Raw genomic sequence first — 18,079 nt, forward strand, 5'->3', positions numbered from 1 at the left:
ACAGTCTCCAGTTTGTTTCAGTTAAAACGCAGTAGTGTTGAAAGAAAAATCAGTGTTTTTCAGATGCCATCGACAGATAGACAATCGTCAGAACCATGAAGATAAAGGCTTGCAATGTAATGATCAGGATGTGGAAAATGGCCCAGGGCACACTTAGAATCCACTGTGACCACCACGGCAGCAGGCCAGCAATAAGGATGAAGATCAACTCACCCGCATACATATTGCCAAACAGTCGCAGACCCAGTGAAACTGGTTTGGACAGCAGGCTGACACCTTCAAGAATCAGGTTAATCGGAATGAAAACCGGATGATTGAAGGGTTGCATTGTCAGTTCCTTAACGAAACCGCCAACGCCTTTCATCTTAATGCTATAGAAAAGAATCAAAATGAATACGCCCAGAGCCATCGACAACGTAACGTTTACGTCAGCGGTAGGCACAACACGCAGAGCTGGCAAACCGATTACATGCTCGCCAATGTATGGCAGCAGGTCGATAGGCAGCAAATCCATCAAGTTCATCAAGAACACCCAGACGAACACAGTCAGTGCGAGAGGCGCGATCACTTTGCTTTTGCCGTGATACATGTCACGCACATTGCCGTCGACAAAACCGACAATCAGCTCTACAGCCGTTTGCAGTTTACCGGGAACACCACTAGTGGCGTTTTTGGCGACGCGATGGAAAATAACCAAAAAGAGTACCCCGAGGACCACGGAGAAAAACATCGAATCGATGTTAATCGACCAGAATCCCGTCCCAACCTGAAGCTGTGTCAGATGGTGACCGATATACTCTTGTGGAGTAGAGATTTCTCCTGATGCAGACATGATGCCTCTTACCCTTTAGTAGTTAAGTACGGTTATCTACGGTTACGACCGGTTAATTAAGGCCGGAGCTACTATCTGCGTGATTAGCACAGATAAATAGGCCACACCCAACGGAGCTAAAGCAGCCTTGAAAAGGCCCAGCGCGATAACCAGCAAAGTTATGGTGACCACAACTTTCAGCGCTTCTCCAATGGCAAATGACCAGGCAACTCGTCCAGAGACCGTTGTTTGCGCCTGTTGGCGCCACGCATACAGCATAAACAGTGCATTCGGTAACCAGGCAGCCATTCCCCCCATAAGAGCGGAGGTAGACCACGACAGGCTTTTAAATCCAAATGCTGCACTGAGAAGGACAAACGTCAATAGCTGCAGTATTAACAGCTTTCTCGCTACTTTCCCGCCGTTCTTATCGTATAAGGAGTAAGACACAGACATGACGTTTATTCTCTCGTACCTAACTGGAGGTATGCTGAATGCCGTATAACACTGCCTTACCCCTAAAGAGTCAAGCAGCAAAAAACGTGCAAATTATACGGGCCACTCAAACGAATTCAATGGATAAGTAGCGAAAAGGTGAACAATTATTTAATTTGACCTTTTTAGAGCTATTTTCATAAGGAAACTATAGCCCTGAATAACTACAAATCGACTGTCGAATTATTCCATAGCCTAACAAATATACGTGCGCGAGATCACAAAACTACTATTTTCATGCCAGTTTATTTGCAAGCCGTGAATAATCTAAATTATTAAACTGTTATTAATACTCTTATAAAACAATATGTTGCAGGTGTTATTTTTTTATAAAAATGCAACAATCAATTACCTGGCTGTTTTTTCACAAACATATAACAAATAACAACAACTTGATTACATCAAAAATATCGGCCACTTAAAGGAAATTCAATTTCAACAGTGATTATTTCGCATTGGATTAAAGCCAAAAGGTCAATCCGATGATACTGGAGTGTAAAACTCCAGTAAAAAGCTATTAAATAACCAAACTAGTTAGCTTGCTTATTTTTACCTTAATTAAACATCCGCTTTATGACCGATTTATTGATGCAGGACAAACTTAGTTCGCTGTTAAAATCACCAGATGTCTTTCGCCTTCTAATTCTGGTACCCGCAGCTTGATAATCTCTTGTAGCTTAACGTTTTCTGGCAAAGTAGCTAATTCTTCATTCGGGCTTAATCCCTTCAGCGCATAAAAACGCCCCTGCCCTTTTACCGGCAAATGATGACACCAGGTAAGCATGTCTTGCAGCGAAGCAAAAGCACGGCTGATTACGCCGTCAAACGCAGGCTCGGGAATAAACTCCTCTACCCTACTCTGCACCGGCTCGACATTTTTCAGCCCCAACTCATGCTGCACCTGACGCAGGAAGCGTACGCGCTTGCCCAGGCTGTCTAACAGGGTGAAATGCGCATCGGGACGCACAATCGCCAGTGGGATGCCCGGAAGCCCCGGCCCGGTGCCGACGTCGATAAAACGGCTGCCCTGCAGATGTGGATTAACCACAATGCTGTCAAGAATGTGACGAACCAGCATTTGCATCGGATCACGCACCGACGTCAGGTTGTAGGTTTTATTCCATTTATGCAGCAACTCAACGTAGCCAATTAGCTGTTGTTTTTGTTGATCGGGTAGCGCTATTCCTGCCGCAGCAAGCAGCGAGTCCAATTTCTTTTGCATGGGTTATCCTTGAGACAATCTGCTGCCACCGCCGCTTTCAATAAAACCGCGGTGGCAAAGCTGATTAGGCGCTGCGACGCAGCAGGCCTTGCTTTTTCAGCCAGACTAAAAGTATTGATATTGCAGCCGGGGTAATTCCCGAAATGCGGGTAGCTTGCCCGATTGACGTTGGACGATGATCGTTAAGTTTCGCGATCACTTCATTCGACAGGCCGTTAACCTGCTTGTAGTCCAGCGTTTCCGGCAGCAGCGTATTTTCATTGCGCTGCTGTTTTTCGATTTCTTCCTGCTGACGAGCGATATAACCCTCGTACTTCACCTGGATCTCGACCTGTTCTGCGGCCTGAGCATCACTCACCGCTGGCGCGAAGGCCTCGAGGCGAGTCAGCAGATCGTAGGTCATCTCAGGACGGCGCAGCAGCTCTTCAGCACTGGCTTCTTTTGACAGCGGAGCAGAAAGTCGGGTATTGATTTCAGCAACCTGAGCGTGGTTTGGGCTAACCCAGATGCCACGCAAGCGCTGACGTTCCAGCTCGATCATTTCACGTTTTTCGTTGAATCGCGCCCAACGAGCATCATCAACCAGACCCAGTTCACGGCCTTTTTCCGTCAGACGAAGATCGGCGTTGTCTTCACGCAGCATCAAACGGTATTCGGCACGGGAAGTAAACATGCGGTACGGTTCTTTGGTACCCAGCGTGCACAGGTCGTCAACCAGCACGCCCAGATAAGCCTGGTCACGACGCGGCGCCCAGCCTTCCTGTTCGGTGGCGCTGCGTGCAGCATTGAGGCCGGCAAGCAGGCCTTGAGCCGCAGCTTCTTCGTAACCTGTCGTGCCATTGATCTGTCCGGCAAAGAACAGACCTTGAATAAATTTGCTTTCCAGCGTCGGTTTTAAATCGCGAGGATCGAAGAAATCGTATTCGATGGCATAGCCAGGTCGAACGATCACTGCGTTTTCCATGCCTTGCATCGAACGGACGATTTGCATTTGCACGTCGAACGGCAAACTGGTGGAGATCCCGTTTGGATAAACTTCGTTGCTGGTCAAGCCTTCAGGTTCAAGGAAGATCTGGTGAGCGTTACGATCTGCAAAACGCATGACTTTGTCTTCGATCGATGGGCAATAGCGTGGTCCGATCCCTTCGATGATCCCGGCATACATTGGGCTGCGATCCAGGTTATTACGGATCACATCATGCGTTTTTTCGTTAGTGTGCGTGATGTAACAAGGGATCTGACGCGGGTGCTGTGCAGCATTGCCCATGAACGAGAATACTGGAGCTACCTCATCGCCGTGCTGTTGACCAAGTACGCTGAAATCGATAGTGCGGGCATCGATACGTGGCGGAGTTCCGGTTTTAAGGCGATTAACGCGAAGCGGCAGTTCACGCAGACGTTGTGACAGTGAAATGGCAGGAGGATCTCCCGCACGGCCACCGCTGTAGTTTTCAAGGCCAATGTGAATCTTGCCGTCCAGGAAGGTTCCCACGGTTAAAACTACTGCTTTGGCACGGAATTTAAGGCCCATCTGAGTTACAGCGCCGACAACGCGATCGTTTTCGACGATCAAGTCTTCAACAGGCTGCTGGAAGATCATCAGATTTGGCTGATTTTCTAAAGCTGTACGCACTGCCTGGCGGTAAAGTACGCGGTCTGCCTGAGCTCGAGTGGCTCGTACAGCGGGTCCTTTACTGGCGTTTAGTATCCTAAACTGGATGCCGGCATGATCGATCGCCGTAGCCATCAAACCACCGAGTGCGTCCACTTCTTTTACCAGATGTCCTTTCCCGATCCCGCCAATGGCTGGGTTACACGACATTTGTCCAAGCGTGTCGATATTGTGGGTTAACAACAGGGTTTGACGTCCCATTCTGGCTGAAGCCATGGCCGCTTCAGTGCCTGCATGGCCTCCACCGATGATGATGACGTCAAATTGATCTGGATAAAACATGGTACTGCACCTCGAAGTTCAACGAACGATCGTATTGCGTTGGGAAAACGGATTCTACGCGAGTTTGGAGCTTCCACAAGCCCCAGGGGATCGTCACTAATTAAAAGAAGATCTTTTTATTTAAAGATCTCTTACTACTAACTCTTATTAGGATCGCGATCCTCTGTGTATAAGTCATTATTGTCTATTTAGATCAATATGCTATAGAGGATCGAATGCTGTGAATGATCGGTGATCCCATTGCGTATAAGCTGGGATCTAAATGGCGACTTATGCACAGCACCAAAAGCGGGCAAGGGTTGTTAGAGGGATAACTACCGGTTTTACACCGCTTTAGAGCATAGTTATCCACATCTGATCGGGTAAAATTTACACTTATCTGAGCAAATTAATCCAATTTAGTACCCAAACCTCGGCTGGATCTTCAGGAATTTCGTGTTGGGTCACGTCGATCTCTAAGCGATCGCCAATTCTTTGAGCACCTAAAGCTGTCAATTTTTGATCCAAAGTGCGGATCGCACCATTAAATGTGTCGTATTCACTGCTGCCTAAACCGAGCGCACCAAAGCGAACATTGGACAGATCCGGTTGCTGATCGTCAATTTGCTCAAGAAGAGGCTGAAGGTTGTCAGGAAGCTCTCCGGCACCGTGAGTAGAGCAAACCACCAGCCAAATACCGCTGGTAGGGAGTTCATACAGTTCAGGGCCGTGAAAAAGCTCAGTCGAAAAACCGGCTTCTTTAAGCTTCTCTTCTACATGTTCAGCGACATATTCTGCGCTGCCAAGCGTACTGCCACTGATCAGGGTGATGTCAGACATAAGGCTCTTACCCAAAAAAGAATGGCTATTGTACGCTGTGAATCAGCTGGGATCTACCTGTGGATAATAAGGTATTAAAATTTATTACTCAGGGCTGGATCGTACGCATGATGGGGTTCTGTAAGGAGATTAGTGTTTCTGTAGACTGAATTTCGTCGATGGTCTGGATCTTGTTGATAAGTACCTGTTGCAGGGCATCGATTGATCGGCACATGACTTTAATGAAGATGCTGTAATGGCCGGTGGTGTAATAGGCTTCCACAACCTCTTCCAGGCTTTCCAGGCGTCTCAGGGCCGAGGGATAGTCTTTGGCGCTCTTGAGAATGATGCCGATAAAGCAGCAAACGTCATAGCCGAGACGCTTGGGATCGACGTTTACACGGGTGCCGGTGATGATCCCCGCCTGTTTCATTTTCTCGACTCTGACGTGAATAGTGCCTGGACTGACGTTAAAAGACTTGGCCAATTCGGCATAAGCCACGCGCGCGTTGTCCATTAATGCGTTTAGAATTCCGCGATCCAGATCGTCAATTTGATAATTATCAGACATTAATTAGGTTCTCATTAGTGACGTTTCCATCGTCGTTGAACACGGCTTTTCATTCCTGTATCGAAACGCCAGATATGATCGAAGATACGCATGATTGCTGGTTTGCCATACTGCGACATAGCTAGCGCATGAAAACGATGATGATGCTGGATCTGCTGTTGTTTGACCCGTTTTTGAACCTCATCCGGCAATCGCTGGGCGATAAAGTCAGAAATGATCACCGCGTCTGCATCCTGCCATTCCGGCGTGGCCAGCTTGTCCAGTGTTGCAGTCAGGCAGGCACTGAGATCGGTGCCGCCTCTGAAATGCTGCCCCAAAAAGCGCATTGCCTGTTCCAGCCCGCTGGCCGAGGTCAGCTCATAATGAATCACTTCGCTGGCAAATAACATAATGTAGCAACGGCGATTATCCGCCAGTGCAATCCGCAGTAATGCCAGGCAAAAGGCTTTCGAGCACTGTTCGTTAAATCCACCCATTGAACCTGAGGTATCCACGCAAACCACAAATGGACCGCGCGGTTGTGGTTCCTGCTGTTGATAAACTACCGGCCGCATGACGACTTTCTCGCGCCAGACATCGCCCTGCAGCTGATAGGTCATCAGGCGCTTTTCCAGCAAGCGGCGATAAAACTCGACTTCAAGTTCCGGGATACCCAGCGTTGCCAATTCAGTTGGCAGCAGGCGCAAAATATCATCGCTTTGATGAATACCGTTGACCTCTTCCGGCACCGTCGCAGGTTCTCTGACCATCAGACGATGCGGTTCCAGACTGGCCTCTTCATGCGGATTGGCTTTGGCGGTCTGACTGCGGCCCAGCTGTTCGGCCAGATGCTGCAATTCAGGTTGCTGCTGGAGAAAAGTACCGTAGCGGATTAACGATTGGTAATCGCCACGCTGACGCCTTCCTTTACTCATGTCCCACAACCGACCGGCGGCGGCATCATTTTCCGCTAATAAAGGAGAGAGTTCACCGCTTAGCTCAAGCCGCTGTTCAAGCTCGTTTTGCAGTTGTTCTTGTTCCTGCTCTAGCAGCTGATGATGCAGGGTGACGGTTTGAAAGGTGATGTTCAGCCGCCAGCGCTGCATAAACAGGCCATGGAAGCTGTCATTAATCAGTGATTTACTCTGCGTAGACATATTTTCGCGCAGCGAGCGAGCCTCGGTCGCAAACGGAGAATTGAGCTGGCTCAGTTGATCAACAGTATCTTCAAGCTCACTGGTAAAGAGCGAGGTACTGCTCTGCTGGCAGTGCTGATAAAGATAGAACTCTTTTGCCAGTTCGGATGGAACCGGCGTATCGTGGATCCGCTGCTTTAACCTGAAGCGCCACTCGGGGACATCTTTAGTCAGCGCCCGTCTAAGTCTTGGGAATTTCTCAAAGAAAGCCTGTAACTGCGGAGCAGCCAAAAGCGCGACGATCAACTCGTCGATCAGTTCGGCTTCCTTTATAGCCAGCATCACATCCAGCGTTTCGAGGCTAAACATTTAGTTTTTACCGAACAACTGTTGCTGCTGGAGAAGCTGTTCATTTACGCGGATCAGGCTAGCTTCGATTTTAGTGGTCCATTCAACCGGCACAAACAGGCACGGATGATGCTGATTAAACTGCTGACGCTGCTGGATTAACGATTCGCCGATAGTGGCCAGCGTGGTTTTCATCTCTTCTGGCACGCTAATATGTTCGCTGCCGGGCATGGTGAGATAGCTCGGCTGGCGGCTGATGTCGAAAATCACCAGTTGGAGTTTTTCATCGACTTCAACATCAATCACCTGAGCAAAACCAATGCCGTTGAGTTTGCCTTTAAGCTGCCCACCTTTATTTAACCAGTCGGCCATATGTTCACGTTCCACCAGCACGTGAGTTACCTGAATGTCGTGCAAATGCAAAGGCTGCTGTAAAAGCAGGGTCAGAACTGAAGAAGACAGCGAATCAGGCAGCTGGTACTGCGGTTTGCGGCTGAACATTCCTGATTTTTTACTGACTTTTATGGCCTGACGAGTACTTTGCTGCTGCTGATAATGATTCCACTGCTGGTTGAGTTGCTGAATCTTTAAACTTAAGGTTTGCTGCAGGTAAGCTTGTTCAGTAATGCTCTGTTCTATCTGCGTTTGTAACAAATGATAAGAGCTCATGTCATGCCACAGGCAGTCTTTCAGTAGTATCAAGTCGACTGGCGACACCGATTGGCGTCCGCTGAAAAAAGCACAGGCCTGAAGCAATCTCAGGGTTTTCTTCCATCGACGGTCGGAAACGTAAGGCGCATTATCCAGCGCAGCAAGACGCTGACGCAGCTGAAAAATCAGTTCGAAGCAGTGTTCAGTCAGATTGACTTTTTCAATCTCATGCTGCCATTGTTGATACTCTTCATCGGTGATACTGAGATTTTCGGCCACCGGATGGGTGTTCTCTGAATGGCGGCTGGTAAGCAGCGAGCGGAAGTTCTGTTTATCCTGTACACGGTCGAGCCACAGGCGAATTAGCATACGGTCATAGAGGGCTTCCAAACCGCCATCGGCTTCGGGGAGTTCGTTGGAAGCACTGACCAATAGGCGCATCGGGATCGCCGCTTCGCTATCGCCGTTGCGAAAACGCCGTTCATTGATGGCGGTCAGCAACGTATTAAGGATGGCCGGACCGGCTTTCCAGATCTCATCGAGAAAAACAATTTCGGCTTCAGGCAGATAACCTTGAGTCAGTCGCTGGTAGCGGCCGTGGTCTTTCAAGGCTTGAATGGAGAGTGGACCAAAAACTTCTTCCGGCGTGGAGAAGCGGGTCATCAGATATTCAAAAGCCCTGGCATCGCGGAAGGCGTATTTCAAACGCCGGGCGATCAGACTTTTGGCGATACCCGGTGGGCCAAGCAGGAACACACTTTCACCGCAGAGCGCGGCCAGCAGGCAGAGACGTATTGCTTCCTGCCGTTCATAGAGGCCATTTTCCAGCGCATTCGCCAGTCGGGTGATTCGTTCTGCCAAAACAGGTGATTGCGCCATAATGTATTTTAAACTGCCCCAAATAGTGACTTACGTGATGGAATAGTGGACTGCAAGGCGATAATAAACCATGATTTTTATTGGCGATATAGCTTGTTGATTCTTAGAATCTTTCCATTCGCTGAAATGTGATCCGATCGGATGAATTGTTTGCTTGTCTTTGTATTAAAGGGTAGGCAATCTTATTTATTCGTGCATACTGTGCGCCTTTTGGTGGGTTTAAAGGAACTGCCAACCCACATAGCTTACGGATTTTTGGGCCAAGAATTTTTTTAGCCAAATACTCAAGTCAGCCAAATGACAAAGCATAAAAGAAACCAATTATGAGCACAGAACATAAACGGTCACTCCCAGCAGTAACCCTGGCCGCCATCGGTGTGGTTTATGGTGATATCGGTACTAGCCCCCTTTATACATTGCGAGAATGTTTTTCGGGCCACTACGGTTTTAATGTCGAACCCAGCGTTGTCTATGGTTTCCTCTCTCTGATTTTCTGGCTGCTGGTCATTGTGGTATCAGCCAAGTACCTGTCTTTCGTTTTACGTGCGGACAACGCCGGCGAAGGCGGGATATTAACGTTGATGTCACTGGCCGGCAGGAATACCTCGGCTAGAGCCACTGCTGTCCTGGTAATTCTTGGTCTGATAGGCGGTAGCTTCTTCTACGGCGAGGTGGTCATAACCCCTGCTATGTCGGTGCTTTCCGCGATGGAAGGTCTCGAAATCGCCGCGCCCAATCTTGATTCATATATTGTCCCGCTCTCCATTTTCGTTCTGACTTTGCTGTTTTTCATTCAAAAGCACGGTACGGGGCTGGTGGGCAAACTGTTTGCGCCGGTAATGCTGCTTTGGTTCCTGGTACTTGCGGTGTTAGGGATTAACAGCATTATTCATAATCCTGAAGTGCTGCGCGCCATTAACCCGATGTGGGCATTTAGCTTCTTCATCGAGCATAAAGGTTTTGCCTTCCTGGCACTTGGCGCCGTAGTGCTGTCGATTACCGGGGTTGAAGCGCTGTATGCGGATATGGGCCACTTTGGCAAACTGCCTATTCGCCTAGCCTGGTTCAGCATCGTGCTGCCTTCTCTGATCCTGAACTATTTTGGTCAGGGCGCGCTGTTGCTGAAAAATCCTGAAGCCATCAAAAACCCGTTTTTCCTGCTGGCTCCGGATTGGGCTTTGATACCGATGCTGATTCTGGCAACGCTTGCGACCATCATTGCTTCTCAGGCGGTTATTTCCGGCGTGTTCTCCTTGACCCGTCAGGCTGTGCGTCTGGGTTATCTGCCTCCCATGCGCATCATCCATACCTCCGAGATGGAAGCTGGTCAGATTTATGTGCCGGTGATTAACTGGTTACTCTATTTCGCGGTAGTGATTGTTATTCTCGGCTTCGAGCATTCAAGTAATCTGGCTGCGGCCTATGGTATCGCCGTAACCGGCACCATGGTGCTGACCACGATTTTGTCTTGTACCGTGGCCTACAAGAATTGGCATTGGAAAGGTTTTATCGTTGCCGTGCTGGCTGCGGTGCTGCTATTCATTGATGTGCCACTGTTTGCCGCCAATGCGACCAAAATCCTCTCTGGCGGTTGGTTGCCGCTGGTGCTGGCGCTGATGATGTTTATCGTCATGACAACCTGGAAGAGCGAGCGTTTCCGCCTTATGCGTCGTATGCATGAGCACGGTAACTCCCTTGAGGCGATGATTGCCTCGCTGGAGAAATCACCGCCGGTCCGCGTGCCGGGCACTGCGGTGTATATGTCTCGTGCCATCAACGTCATTCCGTTTGCACTGCTACACAACCTCAAGCACAACAAGGTGTTGCACGAACGTGTGGTGTTGCTGACTCTGCGTACCGAAGATGCGCCGTTTGTGCATAACGTTCGTCGTGTCACGATTGAGCAGATGTCACCTACCTTTTGGCGTGTAGTGGCGAGCTACGGTTTTAAAGAAACGCCAAACGTGGAAGAAGTCTTCCACCGCTGCGGATTGGAAGGCCTGTCATGCCGAATGATGGAAACTTCGTTCTTTATGTCGCATGAATCGCTGATTCTGACCAAACGTCCCTGGTATCTTTATTTCCGCGGCAAGCTGTTTATCGCCCTGAGCCGCAATGCCCTGCGCGCACCTGACCAATTTGAGATCCCGCCGAACCGCGTGATTGAGCTTGGTACCCAGGTCGAGATATAAGTTTTTTGGTCGTAAACATTAAACGCCGCTAGGTTAAAACCTGCGGCGTTTTTCGTTTGGTTTTTGGCTCTTCGATTAATCCGCCCGCCTGTTCTCCGATTCTCGTTTTATTCCACTTAAGTGTTTACCTGTTGTTTATCGTTCAGCGAAACGTTTCGACGGCGATCACAAATTCATCTTCTGCTCGTTGCCAGCGGCGACTTATTTCCTAGAATCACTGCAAGCGAAACGTTTCGCTGTTGGAGCCGATAATGAAGAAAGCCATGTTATTGAATGCCGAAGTCTCACAGCTGATTGCCAGTTTGGGTCATACCGATCGAATCGTGATTGCCGATGCCGGTTTGCCTGTTCCTGCCAGCACCCAGCGTATCGACCTCGCCCTGACCCACGGCGTGCCGAGTTTTTTACAGGTTTTTGCGGTGGTCACCGATGAGATGCAGGTTGAGCATGCCGTTCTTGCCGAAGAGATAAAACAGCATAACCCAGAGCTCCATGAAACGCTGATCGGTCAGTTGAAACAGCTTGAGCAACACCAGGGAAACACCATTACGTTGGAATATGTTAGCCATCAGGCTTTCAAACAACAGACTCAAACTACGCGTGCCGTCATCCGCAGCGGAGAGTGTTCGGCTTATGCCAACATTATTCTGTGTGCTGGCGTTACGTTCTGAGGCCCATATGCAACCTTTACTGCAACTCTCAGGGATTGATAAAGCCTTTCCCGGCGTGAAAGCGCTGTCGGGTGCCGCGCTGAGCGTGTATCCTGGAAAAGTCATGGCGCTGGTGGGGGAAAACGGCGCGGGCAAGTCAACCATGATGAAAGTGCTCACCGGGATCTATCAAAAAGATGCCGGTTCGCTGCATTTTCTCGGTAAGGAAGCCAGTTTTACCGGTCCCAAGGATTCTCAGGAAGCGGGGATCGGCATTATCCATCAGGAACTTAACCTAATCCCTGAACTGACCATCGCCGAGAACATCTTTCTTGGCCGTGAGTTTGTTAACGGCTTCGGGCGCATCCAGTGGAAAAAAATGTATGCCGAGGCTGACAAGCTGCTGGCCCGTTTGAATCTGCGTTACAGCAGTCACCGGCTGGTGGGCGATTTGTCGATCGGCGACCAGCAGATGGTCGAGATTGCCAAAGTGCTGAGCTTCCAATCACAGGTCATTATCATGGATGAGCCGACCGATGCGCTCACCGATACTGAAACTGCCTCTTTATTTAGCGTTATCAACGAGCTCAAAGCCGCGGGTTGTGGCGTGGTGTATATCTCGCACCGTCTGAAAGAAATTTTCGAAATCTGCGACGACGTCACCGTGTTTCGCGACGGGCAGTTTATTGCCGAGCGCCCGGTCGGCGAGCTGCAGGAAGATACGCTGATAGAAATGATGGTTGGCCGCCGTCTTGAGGAACAGTATCCGCGCATTAATCACGAACGCGGATTGTTGCGGCTCTCGGTTGATGATGTCTCAGGACCGGGCGTTAAAGACGTTAGCTTTAAACTTTACGGTGGCGAGATCCTTGGCGTTTCCGGACTGATGGGGGCCGGACGCACCGAGTTGATGAAGATCCTTTACGGCGCACGCAAGAAAACCGGCGGATCTATCACGCTGGACGGCAAAGAGATTAACCCTCGTACGCCGCAGGATGGATTGGCCAACGGCATCGTTTATATCTCTGAAGATCGCAAACGTGACGGTCTGGTATTGGGGATGTCGGTTAAGGAAAACATGTCGCTGACCGCGCTGCGTTATTTCAGTCGCCTGGGTGGCAGTTTGAAGCACGGTGAAGAGCAGCAGACGGTGGGCGATTTTATTCGCCTGTTCAATATTAAAACTCCGTCAATGATGCAGCCGATTGGCCTGCTTTCTGGCGGTAATCAGCAGAAAGTGGCGATCGCTCGCGGATTGATGACACGTCCGAAAGTGCTGATCCTCGATGAGCCGACGCGCGGTGTCGATGTCGGGGCAAAAAAAGAGATCTACCAGTTAATTAATCAATTCAAGCGCGAAGGTCTGAGCATCATTCTGGTCTCCTCGGAAATGCCGGAGGTGATCGGCATGAGCGACCGCATTCTGGTGATGCATGAAGGCCACTTAAGCGGTGAATTCCCTATAGAACAGGCGACGCAAGAAGCATTAATGGCTGCCGCTGTTGGCAAGCGATACGGCGTGAAGCAGGAGTAAGCAACGATGAGTTCTCAAATTTTACCGGCTAATAAAAAACGCTGGATCAGTAAAGAATGGTTGTTAGAGCAGAAATCCCTGATTGCGCTGCTGGTGCTGATTGCGGTGGTCTCTTCAATGAGCCCGAACTTCTTCACTGTTAATAATTTATTTAACATTCTGCAGCAGACCTCAGTCAACGCCATCATGGCAGTGGGTATGACGCTGGTGATACTGACTTCTGGTATTGACCTTTCCGTCGGCTCGCTGCTGGCGTTGACTGGTGCGGTGGCCGCGTCTGTTGTCGGCCATGAATCCAGCGCGTCATTGGCCGTAGTTGCTTCTCTGGCATTGGGCGCAGCGGTGGGCGGTATCACTGGCGCGATTGTCGCTAAAGGCAAGGTGCAGGCATTTATCGCTACGCTGGTGATGATGCTGTTACTGCGCGGTGTCACTATGGTTTATACCAACGGAAGCCCTATTAGCACCGGCTTCAACGACGTGGCCGATACTTTTGGCTGGTTCGGTATTGGTCGCCCGTTGGGCATTCCAACGCCGGTATGGCTGATGGCGGTAGTGTTTATCGCTGCCTGGTACATGCTACATCACACCCGTTTGGGTCGTTATATCTACGCGTTGGGTGGCAATGAAGCCGCGACCCGTCTTTCCGGCATTAGTGTCGATAAAGTCAAAATCATCGTTTACTCACTGTGTGGACTGCTGGCTGCGCTTGCCGGGATCATCGAAGTTGCCCGTCTCTCCTCGGCACAGCCAACCGCCGGGACCGGCTATGAGCTAGATGCTATCGCCGCAGTGGTTCTGGGCGGCACCAGCCTGTCTGGTGGCAAGGGCCGGATTATCGGCACGCTGATTGGCGCGCTAATCCTCGGCTTCCTTAATAACGGTCTGAATTTGTTGGGCGTGTCTTCTTATTTCCAGATGATTGTTAAAGCAGTTGTGATCCTGCTGGCAGTCCTGGTCGATAACAAAAGCAATAAATAACCTCCCCTACAGGAATGATTAACATGACGATGTCTATGAAGAAAGTTGCATTATGGGTTTCTGCTGCGGCGTTGACCGCCTCATTCAGTGCCAACGTGCTGGCGAAAGACACCATTGCGCTGGTGGTATCGACGCTAAACAATCCGTTTTTTGTTTCCATGAAAGAAGGCGCACAGCAGGAAGCCGATAAGCTGGGCTACAACCTGGTGGTGCTGGATTCGCAGAACAACCCGGCCAAGGAATTGGCTAACGTTCAGGATCTGACTGTGCGCGGCACCAAAGTACTGCTGATTAACCCAACTGACTCTGACGCGGTAGGCAACGCGGTGGCGATGGCTAACCAGGCCAAGATCCCGGTGATTACTCTGGACCGTCAGGCGTCAAAAGGTCAGGTGATCAGTCATGTCGCTTCTGACAACAAAGTCGGAGGTAAAATGGCGGGTGACTACATCGCCAAGAAACTGGGTGATAATGCCAGAGTTATCGAGCTGGAAGGTATTGCGGGCACCTCAGTGGCCCGTGAACGCGGTGCCGGTTTTAAAGAAGCGGTAGACGCGCATCACTTTAAATTGCTGGCCAGTCAACCGGCAGATTTCGACCGTACTAAAGGTCTTAACGTGATGCAGAACCTGCTCACCGCGCATCCTGACGTACAGGCAGTATTTGCCCAGAATGATGAAATGGCGCTGGGTGCGTTGCGAGCCTTGCAGACTGAGGGTAAAACCGACGTGCTGGTGGTGGGCTTCGATGGCACTGAAGATGGCCTTAAAGCCGTAAAAGGTGGAAAACTGGGGGCTACTGTTGCTCAACGTCCCGATCAAATTGGTATCATTGGCGTTGAGACCGCAGATAAAGTGCTGAAAGGCCAGGCTGTACCGGCGATTAACCCGGTTGCGCTGAATCTGGTTACCCAACCTTAATGAATACGGCGCCACTTTCATCGGTGGCGCATTAAAAGCAGGAATGAAGGCAATGGATAAAGGTAAGCTGGTGGTTCTGGGCAGCATTAACGCTGACCACGTGCTGAATGTCAGGCAATTTCCGCAGCCTGGCGAAACGGTGATGGGCTCACAGTATAATGTCGCCTTCGGCGGTAAAGGGGCTAACCAGGCAGTTGCAGCAGGAAGAAGCGGTGCCGATATTTCATTTATTGCCTGTGTAGGAAGTGACGAAATCGGCGAGCGGGTTCGCAATCAGCTGGCCAGCGACAATATTGATACCCGCCCGATCGAAGCAATTAAAGATACCACCACAGGTGTTGCACTGATTTTCGTTAATGCCGAGGGCGAAAACGTCATTGGCATTGATGCTGGAGCAAATAAATCTCTGACTCCAGAGTACCTGCAACGTTATCAGCAGCATATCGTCGATGCCTCTGCTTTATTGATGCAGCTTGAATCACCGCTGGAGTCGGTGATCGCCGCGGCACGTATTGCCCACGAGAATAATACTCAGGTTATTTTGAATCCGGCTCCGGCCTGTGAATTACCCGATGAACTGCTTTCGTTGGTGGATATGATCACTCCAAACGAAACCGAAGCAGAAAAGCTGACTGGCGTGAAAGTTTCTACCGCCGATGATGCCGCGCGTGCGGCAAAAATGTTGCACGATAAAGGCATTGCGACGGTAATCATCACGCTAGGCAGCAAAGGCGTCTGGCTGAGCCAGCAGGGTGAAGGCCGCAGCGTTCCCGGTTTTAAGGTTAAAGCCGTGGATACCATTGCCGCTGGCGATACCTTTAACGGCGCGCTAATTACCGGGCTGCTGGAAGGTAAGCCGATGGACCAGGCGGTGCGTTTTGCTCACGCAGCGGCGGCGATTGCCGTGACTCGAGCCGGTGCTCAGCCTTCGGTGCCGTGGCGCAATGAGATTGACGATTTTCTTGCGCGTCAGGAGTCTTAGTTGCCAACCATGAAAGATGTCGCCCGTCTTGCGGGCGTCTCCACTTCGACCGTCTCCCATGTGATTAACAATAATCGCTTCGTGAGTGAGGCTATCCGCGAAAAAGTTAACGCCGCCATTGGTCAGCTTAATTACGCACCTTCCGCGTTGGCTCGCAGCCTTAAGCTTAATCAGACTCGCACCATCGGCATGTTAATTACCTCCAGCAGTAACCCTTTTTACTCGGAAGTGGTGCAAGGCGTTGAAAGAAGCTGTTACGAGCGCGGCTATAGTTTGATTTTATGCAACACCGACGGCGACGAAGAGCGGATGAATCGTTGTATTGAAACGCTGATGCAAAAGCGTGTCGATGGGCTGATCATGATGTTTACGGAAAATCACTGCCCTTCGCAGGAAACACTGAGCCGCTATCCGACGGTACCGGTAGTGATGATGGACTGGGCGCCGTTTGCCGGGGTGAATGACATTATTCAGGAGAACGCGTTTATCGGCGGCAAAATGGCCACTGACTATCTGATTGCTCAGGGATATCAACATATTGCCTGTATTACCGGTCCATTGGATAAGACGACGTCTCAGCAGCGGCTCGACGGTTATCGTCAGGCCATAAGGGATGCGGGTCTTGTTTCTCGGTCGGATTTTGAAGTGACGGGAGATTTCGAATTTGCGGGCGGATTAGCGGCGATGCAGAAACTGCTGGCGCTGCCTCAGCCGCCGGATGCGGTATTTGCCGGTAACGATGCGATGGCTGTTGGCGTTTATCAGGCTGTTTATCAGCAAGGTTTGCGTGTGCCGCAAGATGTTGCGGTTATGGGCTACGATGATATTCAGCTGGCGCAATACATGACGCCGCCTTTAACGACGATTCACCAGCCGAAAGATGAGCTTGGCGAGCTGGCCATCGATACGTTGCTGCATCGCCTGAAAGACCCCGAAGCCGAAGCGCAGGTTCTGGTATTAACTCCGGAGCTGGTGGTTCGTGGGTCAGTCGGCAAAAAAGGGTAATCTCTTCTATATATACACTTTATATATAGAAGAAAGATTTACGCGGGGTCACGCAGCAAGGTTACGCAGGCTTCCAATGCCTCATTGGCATCACTTGCCAGAATAGCATCGACGATGCGCTGGTGATGTTCGAGCTTAATCACTTTATTGTCGGTGATTGCTCGAAAGTAACTTTGATAGACCGAGCTAAACAAATTGGCGAAAGAGGTGAGGAACGGATTTTTCCCCGCCTCATAGATAAGCTGATGAAATTGGGCATCAACGTTTATCCATCGCTCACGATCGAAGTTTTCATGCAGCTCGCGCATTTCCGACATATATAGAGAGAGTTGTTGTTTCTGCTGCGGGGTTGCCTGCACGGCGGCCAATGAACAGGCTTGCGGTTCCAACGCCTTGCGTAACAGAACGAAGTGCGACATCACCTGATCGAAATTCTCGCGGGTCATCCACCAGGTCAGGAGTTCCTGGTCGAGGAAGTTCCAGTTACTTTGCGGCATCACTCGCGTACCAATTCTTGGTCTAGGTAAAAGCATGCCTTTTGCGGTTAATGTTTTAACTGCTTCACGTACCGCAGTTCGACTTACGCCAAATAACTCACCTAATTCAATCTCGCCCGGCAAGATACTTCCCTCTATATACTCGCCAGACAATACGCGCTGGGCGATATTCTCTGCTAATTGATAGGAAAGGTTGCGTTGAGCAGCCTGTTGTTGGGCGTTAAGAGACATGAGTTGCATCCTATGCGAGTTAATTTCTCGTTATTCATTCCAGTTTACTCCACTAAAAGCGAAGTAAAGGGGGGAATTATGGCTAAAAACGGTGTTTTATTGGGCGTTCATAGTGTATTTGTAGAAAAAATAAACGGTTAGAAAGTTTTTTTAAATAAACGCTTGCGGCTCCTCAGAAACTCCCTATAATGCCGCTCCATCGACAGGGAACAACGCAGCAGCAACGCGGTGTGAACAAGTCGT

General features: G+C 50.0%; 16 protein-coding genes. 7 read left to right on the plus strand and 9 right to left on the minus strand.

Annotation, left to right across the window (positions count from 1 at the left end; genetic code table 11):
• Positions 1-49 precede the first annotated feature (49 nt).
• The 8 genes from atpB to ravA form a co-directional block, all read right to left on the minus strand.
• Positions 50-832: a F0F1 ATP synthase subunit A gene (gene atpB / locus SPM24T3_RS14435; RefSeq protein ID WP_009637517.1), complete on the minus strand. Its 783-nt coding sequence runs from the start codon at positions 830-832 to the stop codon at positions 50-52.
• A gap of 42 nt (positions 833-874) precedes the next feature.
• Positions 875-1,267 (minus strand): F0F1 ATP synthase subunit I, encoded by a 393-nt coding sequence (gene atpI / locus SPM24T3_RS14440; RefSeq protein ID WP_037378640.1) that lies wholly within the window; start codon positions 1,265-1,267, stop codon positions 875-877.
• Positions 1,268-1,907: 640 nt separating this feature from the next.
• Entirely contained in the window at positions 1,908-2,528 is a 621-nt protein-coding gene (rsmG, locus tag SPM24T3_RS14445; RefSeq protein WP_009637519.1) for a 16S rRNA (guanine(527)-N(7))-methyltransferase RsmG, read from the minus strand.
• A 64-nt stretch (positions 2,529-2,592) separates the two neighbouring features.
• The gene (mnmG, locus tag SPM24T3_RS14450; RefSeq protein WP_009637520.1) at positions 2,593-4,482 is read right to left on the minus strand and encodes a tRNA uridine-5-carboxymethylaminomethyl(34) synthesis enzyme MnmG; all 1,890 of its coding nucleotides are present in this window, start codon (positions 4,480-4,482) and stop codon (positions 2,593-2,595) included.
• Between the two features lie 375 nt (positions 4,483-4,857).
• Entirely contained in the window at positions 4,858-5,301 is a 444-nt protein-coding gene (gene mioC / locus SPM24T3_RS14455) for an FMN-binding protein MioC (RefSeq protein WP_009637521.1), read from the minus strand.
• Positions 5,302-5,389: 88 nt separating this feature from the next.
• Positions 5,390-5,851 carry a transcriptional regulator AsnC gene (gene asnC / locus SPM24T3_RS14460; protein ID WP_009637522.1) on the minus strand — a complete coding sequence of 154 codons (462 nt, stop codon included), beginning with the start codon at positions 5,849-5,851 and terminating at the stop codon, positions 5,390-5,392.
• 14 nt (positions 5,852-5,865) lie between these two features.
• Positions 5,866-7,335, minus strand: a complete 1,470-nt coding sequence (gene viaA / locus SPM24T3_RS14465; RefSeq protein ID WP_009637523.1) for an ATPase RavA stimulator ViaA — start codon at positions 7,333-7,335, stop codon at positions 5,866-5,868.
• Entirely contained in the window at positions 7,336-8,844 is a 1,509-nt protein-coding gene (gene ravA / locus SPM24T3_RS14470; RefSeq protein WP_009637524.1) for an ATPase RavA, read from the minus strand.
• Between the two features lie 323 nt (positions 8,845-9,167).
• On the opposite strand from ravA, the gene kup reads away from it, so the two are divergent.
• The 7 genes from kup (at position 9,168) to rbsR (ending at position 17,108) form a co-directional block, all read left to right on the plus strand.
• Complete coding sequence (kup, locus tag SPM24T3_RS14475; protein ID WP_009637525.1) at positions 9,168-11,036, plus strand: low affinity potassium transporter Kup; 1,869 nt, start codon at positions 9,168-9,170, stop codon at positions 11,034-11,036.
• Positions 11,037-11,287: 251 nt separating this feature from the next.
• On the plus strand, positions 11,288-11,707 hold the full coding sequence (rbsD, locus tag SPM24T3_RS14480) for a D-ribose pyranase (RefSeq protein ID WP_009637526.1): 420 nt from the start codon (positions 11,288-11,290) through the stop codon (positions 11,705-11,707).
• 7 nt (positions 11,708-11,714) lie between these two features.
• Positions 11,715-13,220 (plus strand): ribose ABC transporter ATP-binding protein RbsA, encoded by a 1,506-nt coding sequence (rbsA, locus tag SPM24T3_RS14485; RefSeq protein WP_009637527.1) that lies wholly within the window; start codon positions 11,715-11,717, stop codon positions 13,218-13,220.
• Between the two features lie 6 nt (positions 13,221-13,226).
• The gene (rbsC, locus tag SPM24T3_RS14490; RefSeq protein WP_009637528.1) at positions 13,227-14,201 is read left to right on the plus strand and encodes a ribose ABC transporter permease; all 975 of its coding nucleotides are present in this window, start codon (positions 13,227-13,229) and stop codon (positions 14,199-14,201) included.
• 29 nt (positions 14,202-14,230) lie between these two features.
• Complete coding sequence (rbsB, locus tag SPM24T3_RS14495; RefSeq protein ID WP_009637529.1) at positions 14,231-15,121, plus strand: ribose ABC transporter substrate-binding protein RbsB; 891 nt, start codon at positions 14,231-14,233, stop codon at positions 15,119-15,121.
• 52 nt (positions 15,122-15,173) lie between these two features.
• Positions 15,174-16,103, plus strand: coding sequence for a ribokinase (gene rbsK, locus SPM24T3_RS14500; RefSeq protein ID WP_009637530.1), 930 nt, complete (start codon positions 15,174-15,176; stop codon positions 16,101-16,103).
• The gene (rbsR, locus tag SPM24T3_RS14505; RefSeq protein WP_009637531.1) at positions 16,104-17,108 is read left to right on the plus strand and encodes a ribose operon transcriptional repressor RbsR; all 1,005 of its coding nucleotides are present in this window, start codon (positions 16,104-16,106) and stop codon (positions 17,106-17,108) included.
• A 38-nt stretch (positions 17,109-17,146) separates the two neighbouring features.
• On the opposite strand, the gene SPM24T3_RS14510 is transcribed toward rbsR, so the two are convergent.
• On the minus strand, positions 17,147-17,836 hold the full coding sequence (locus SPM24T3_RS14510; RefSeq protein ID WP_009637532.1) for a FadR/GntR family transcriptional regulator: 690 nt from the start codon (positions 17,834-17,836) through the stop codon (positions 17,147-17,149).
• Positions 17,837-18,079 lie beyond the last annotated feature (243 nt).

Source organism: Serratia sp. M24T3, assembly GCF_000257645.1.
Classification (GTDB): domain Bacteria; phylum Pseudomonadota; class Gammaproteobacteria; order Enterobacterales; family Enterobacteriaceae; genus Rouxiella.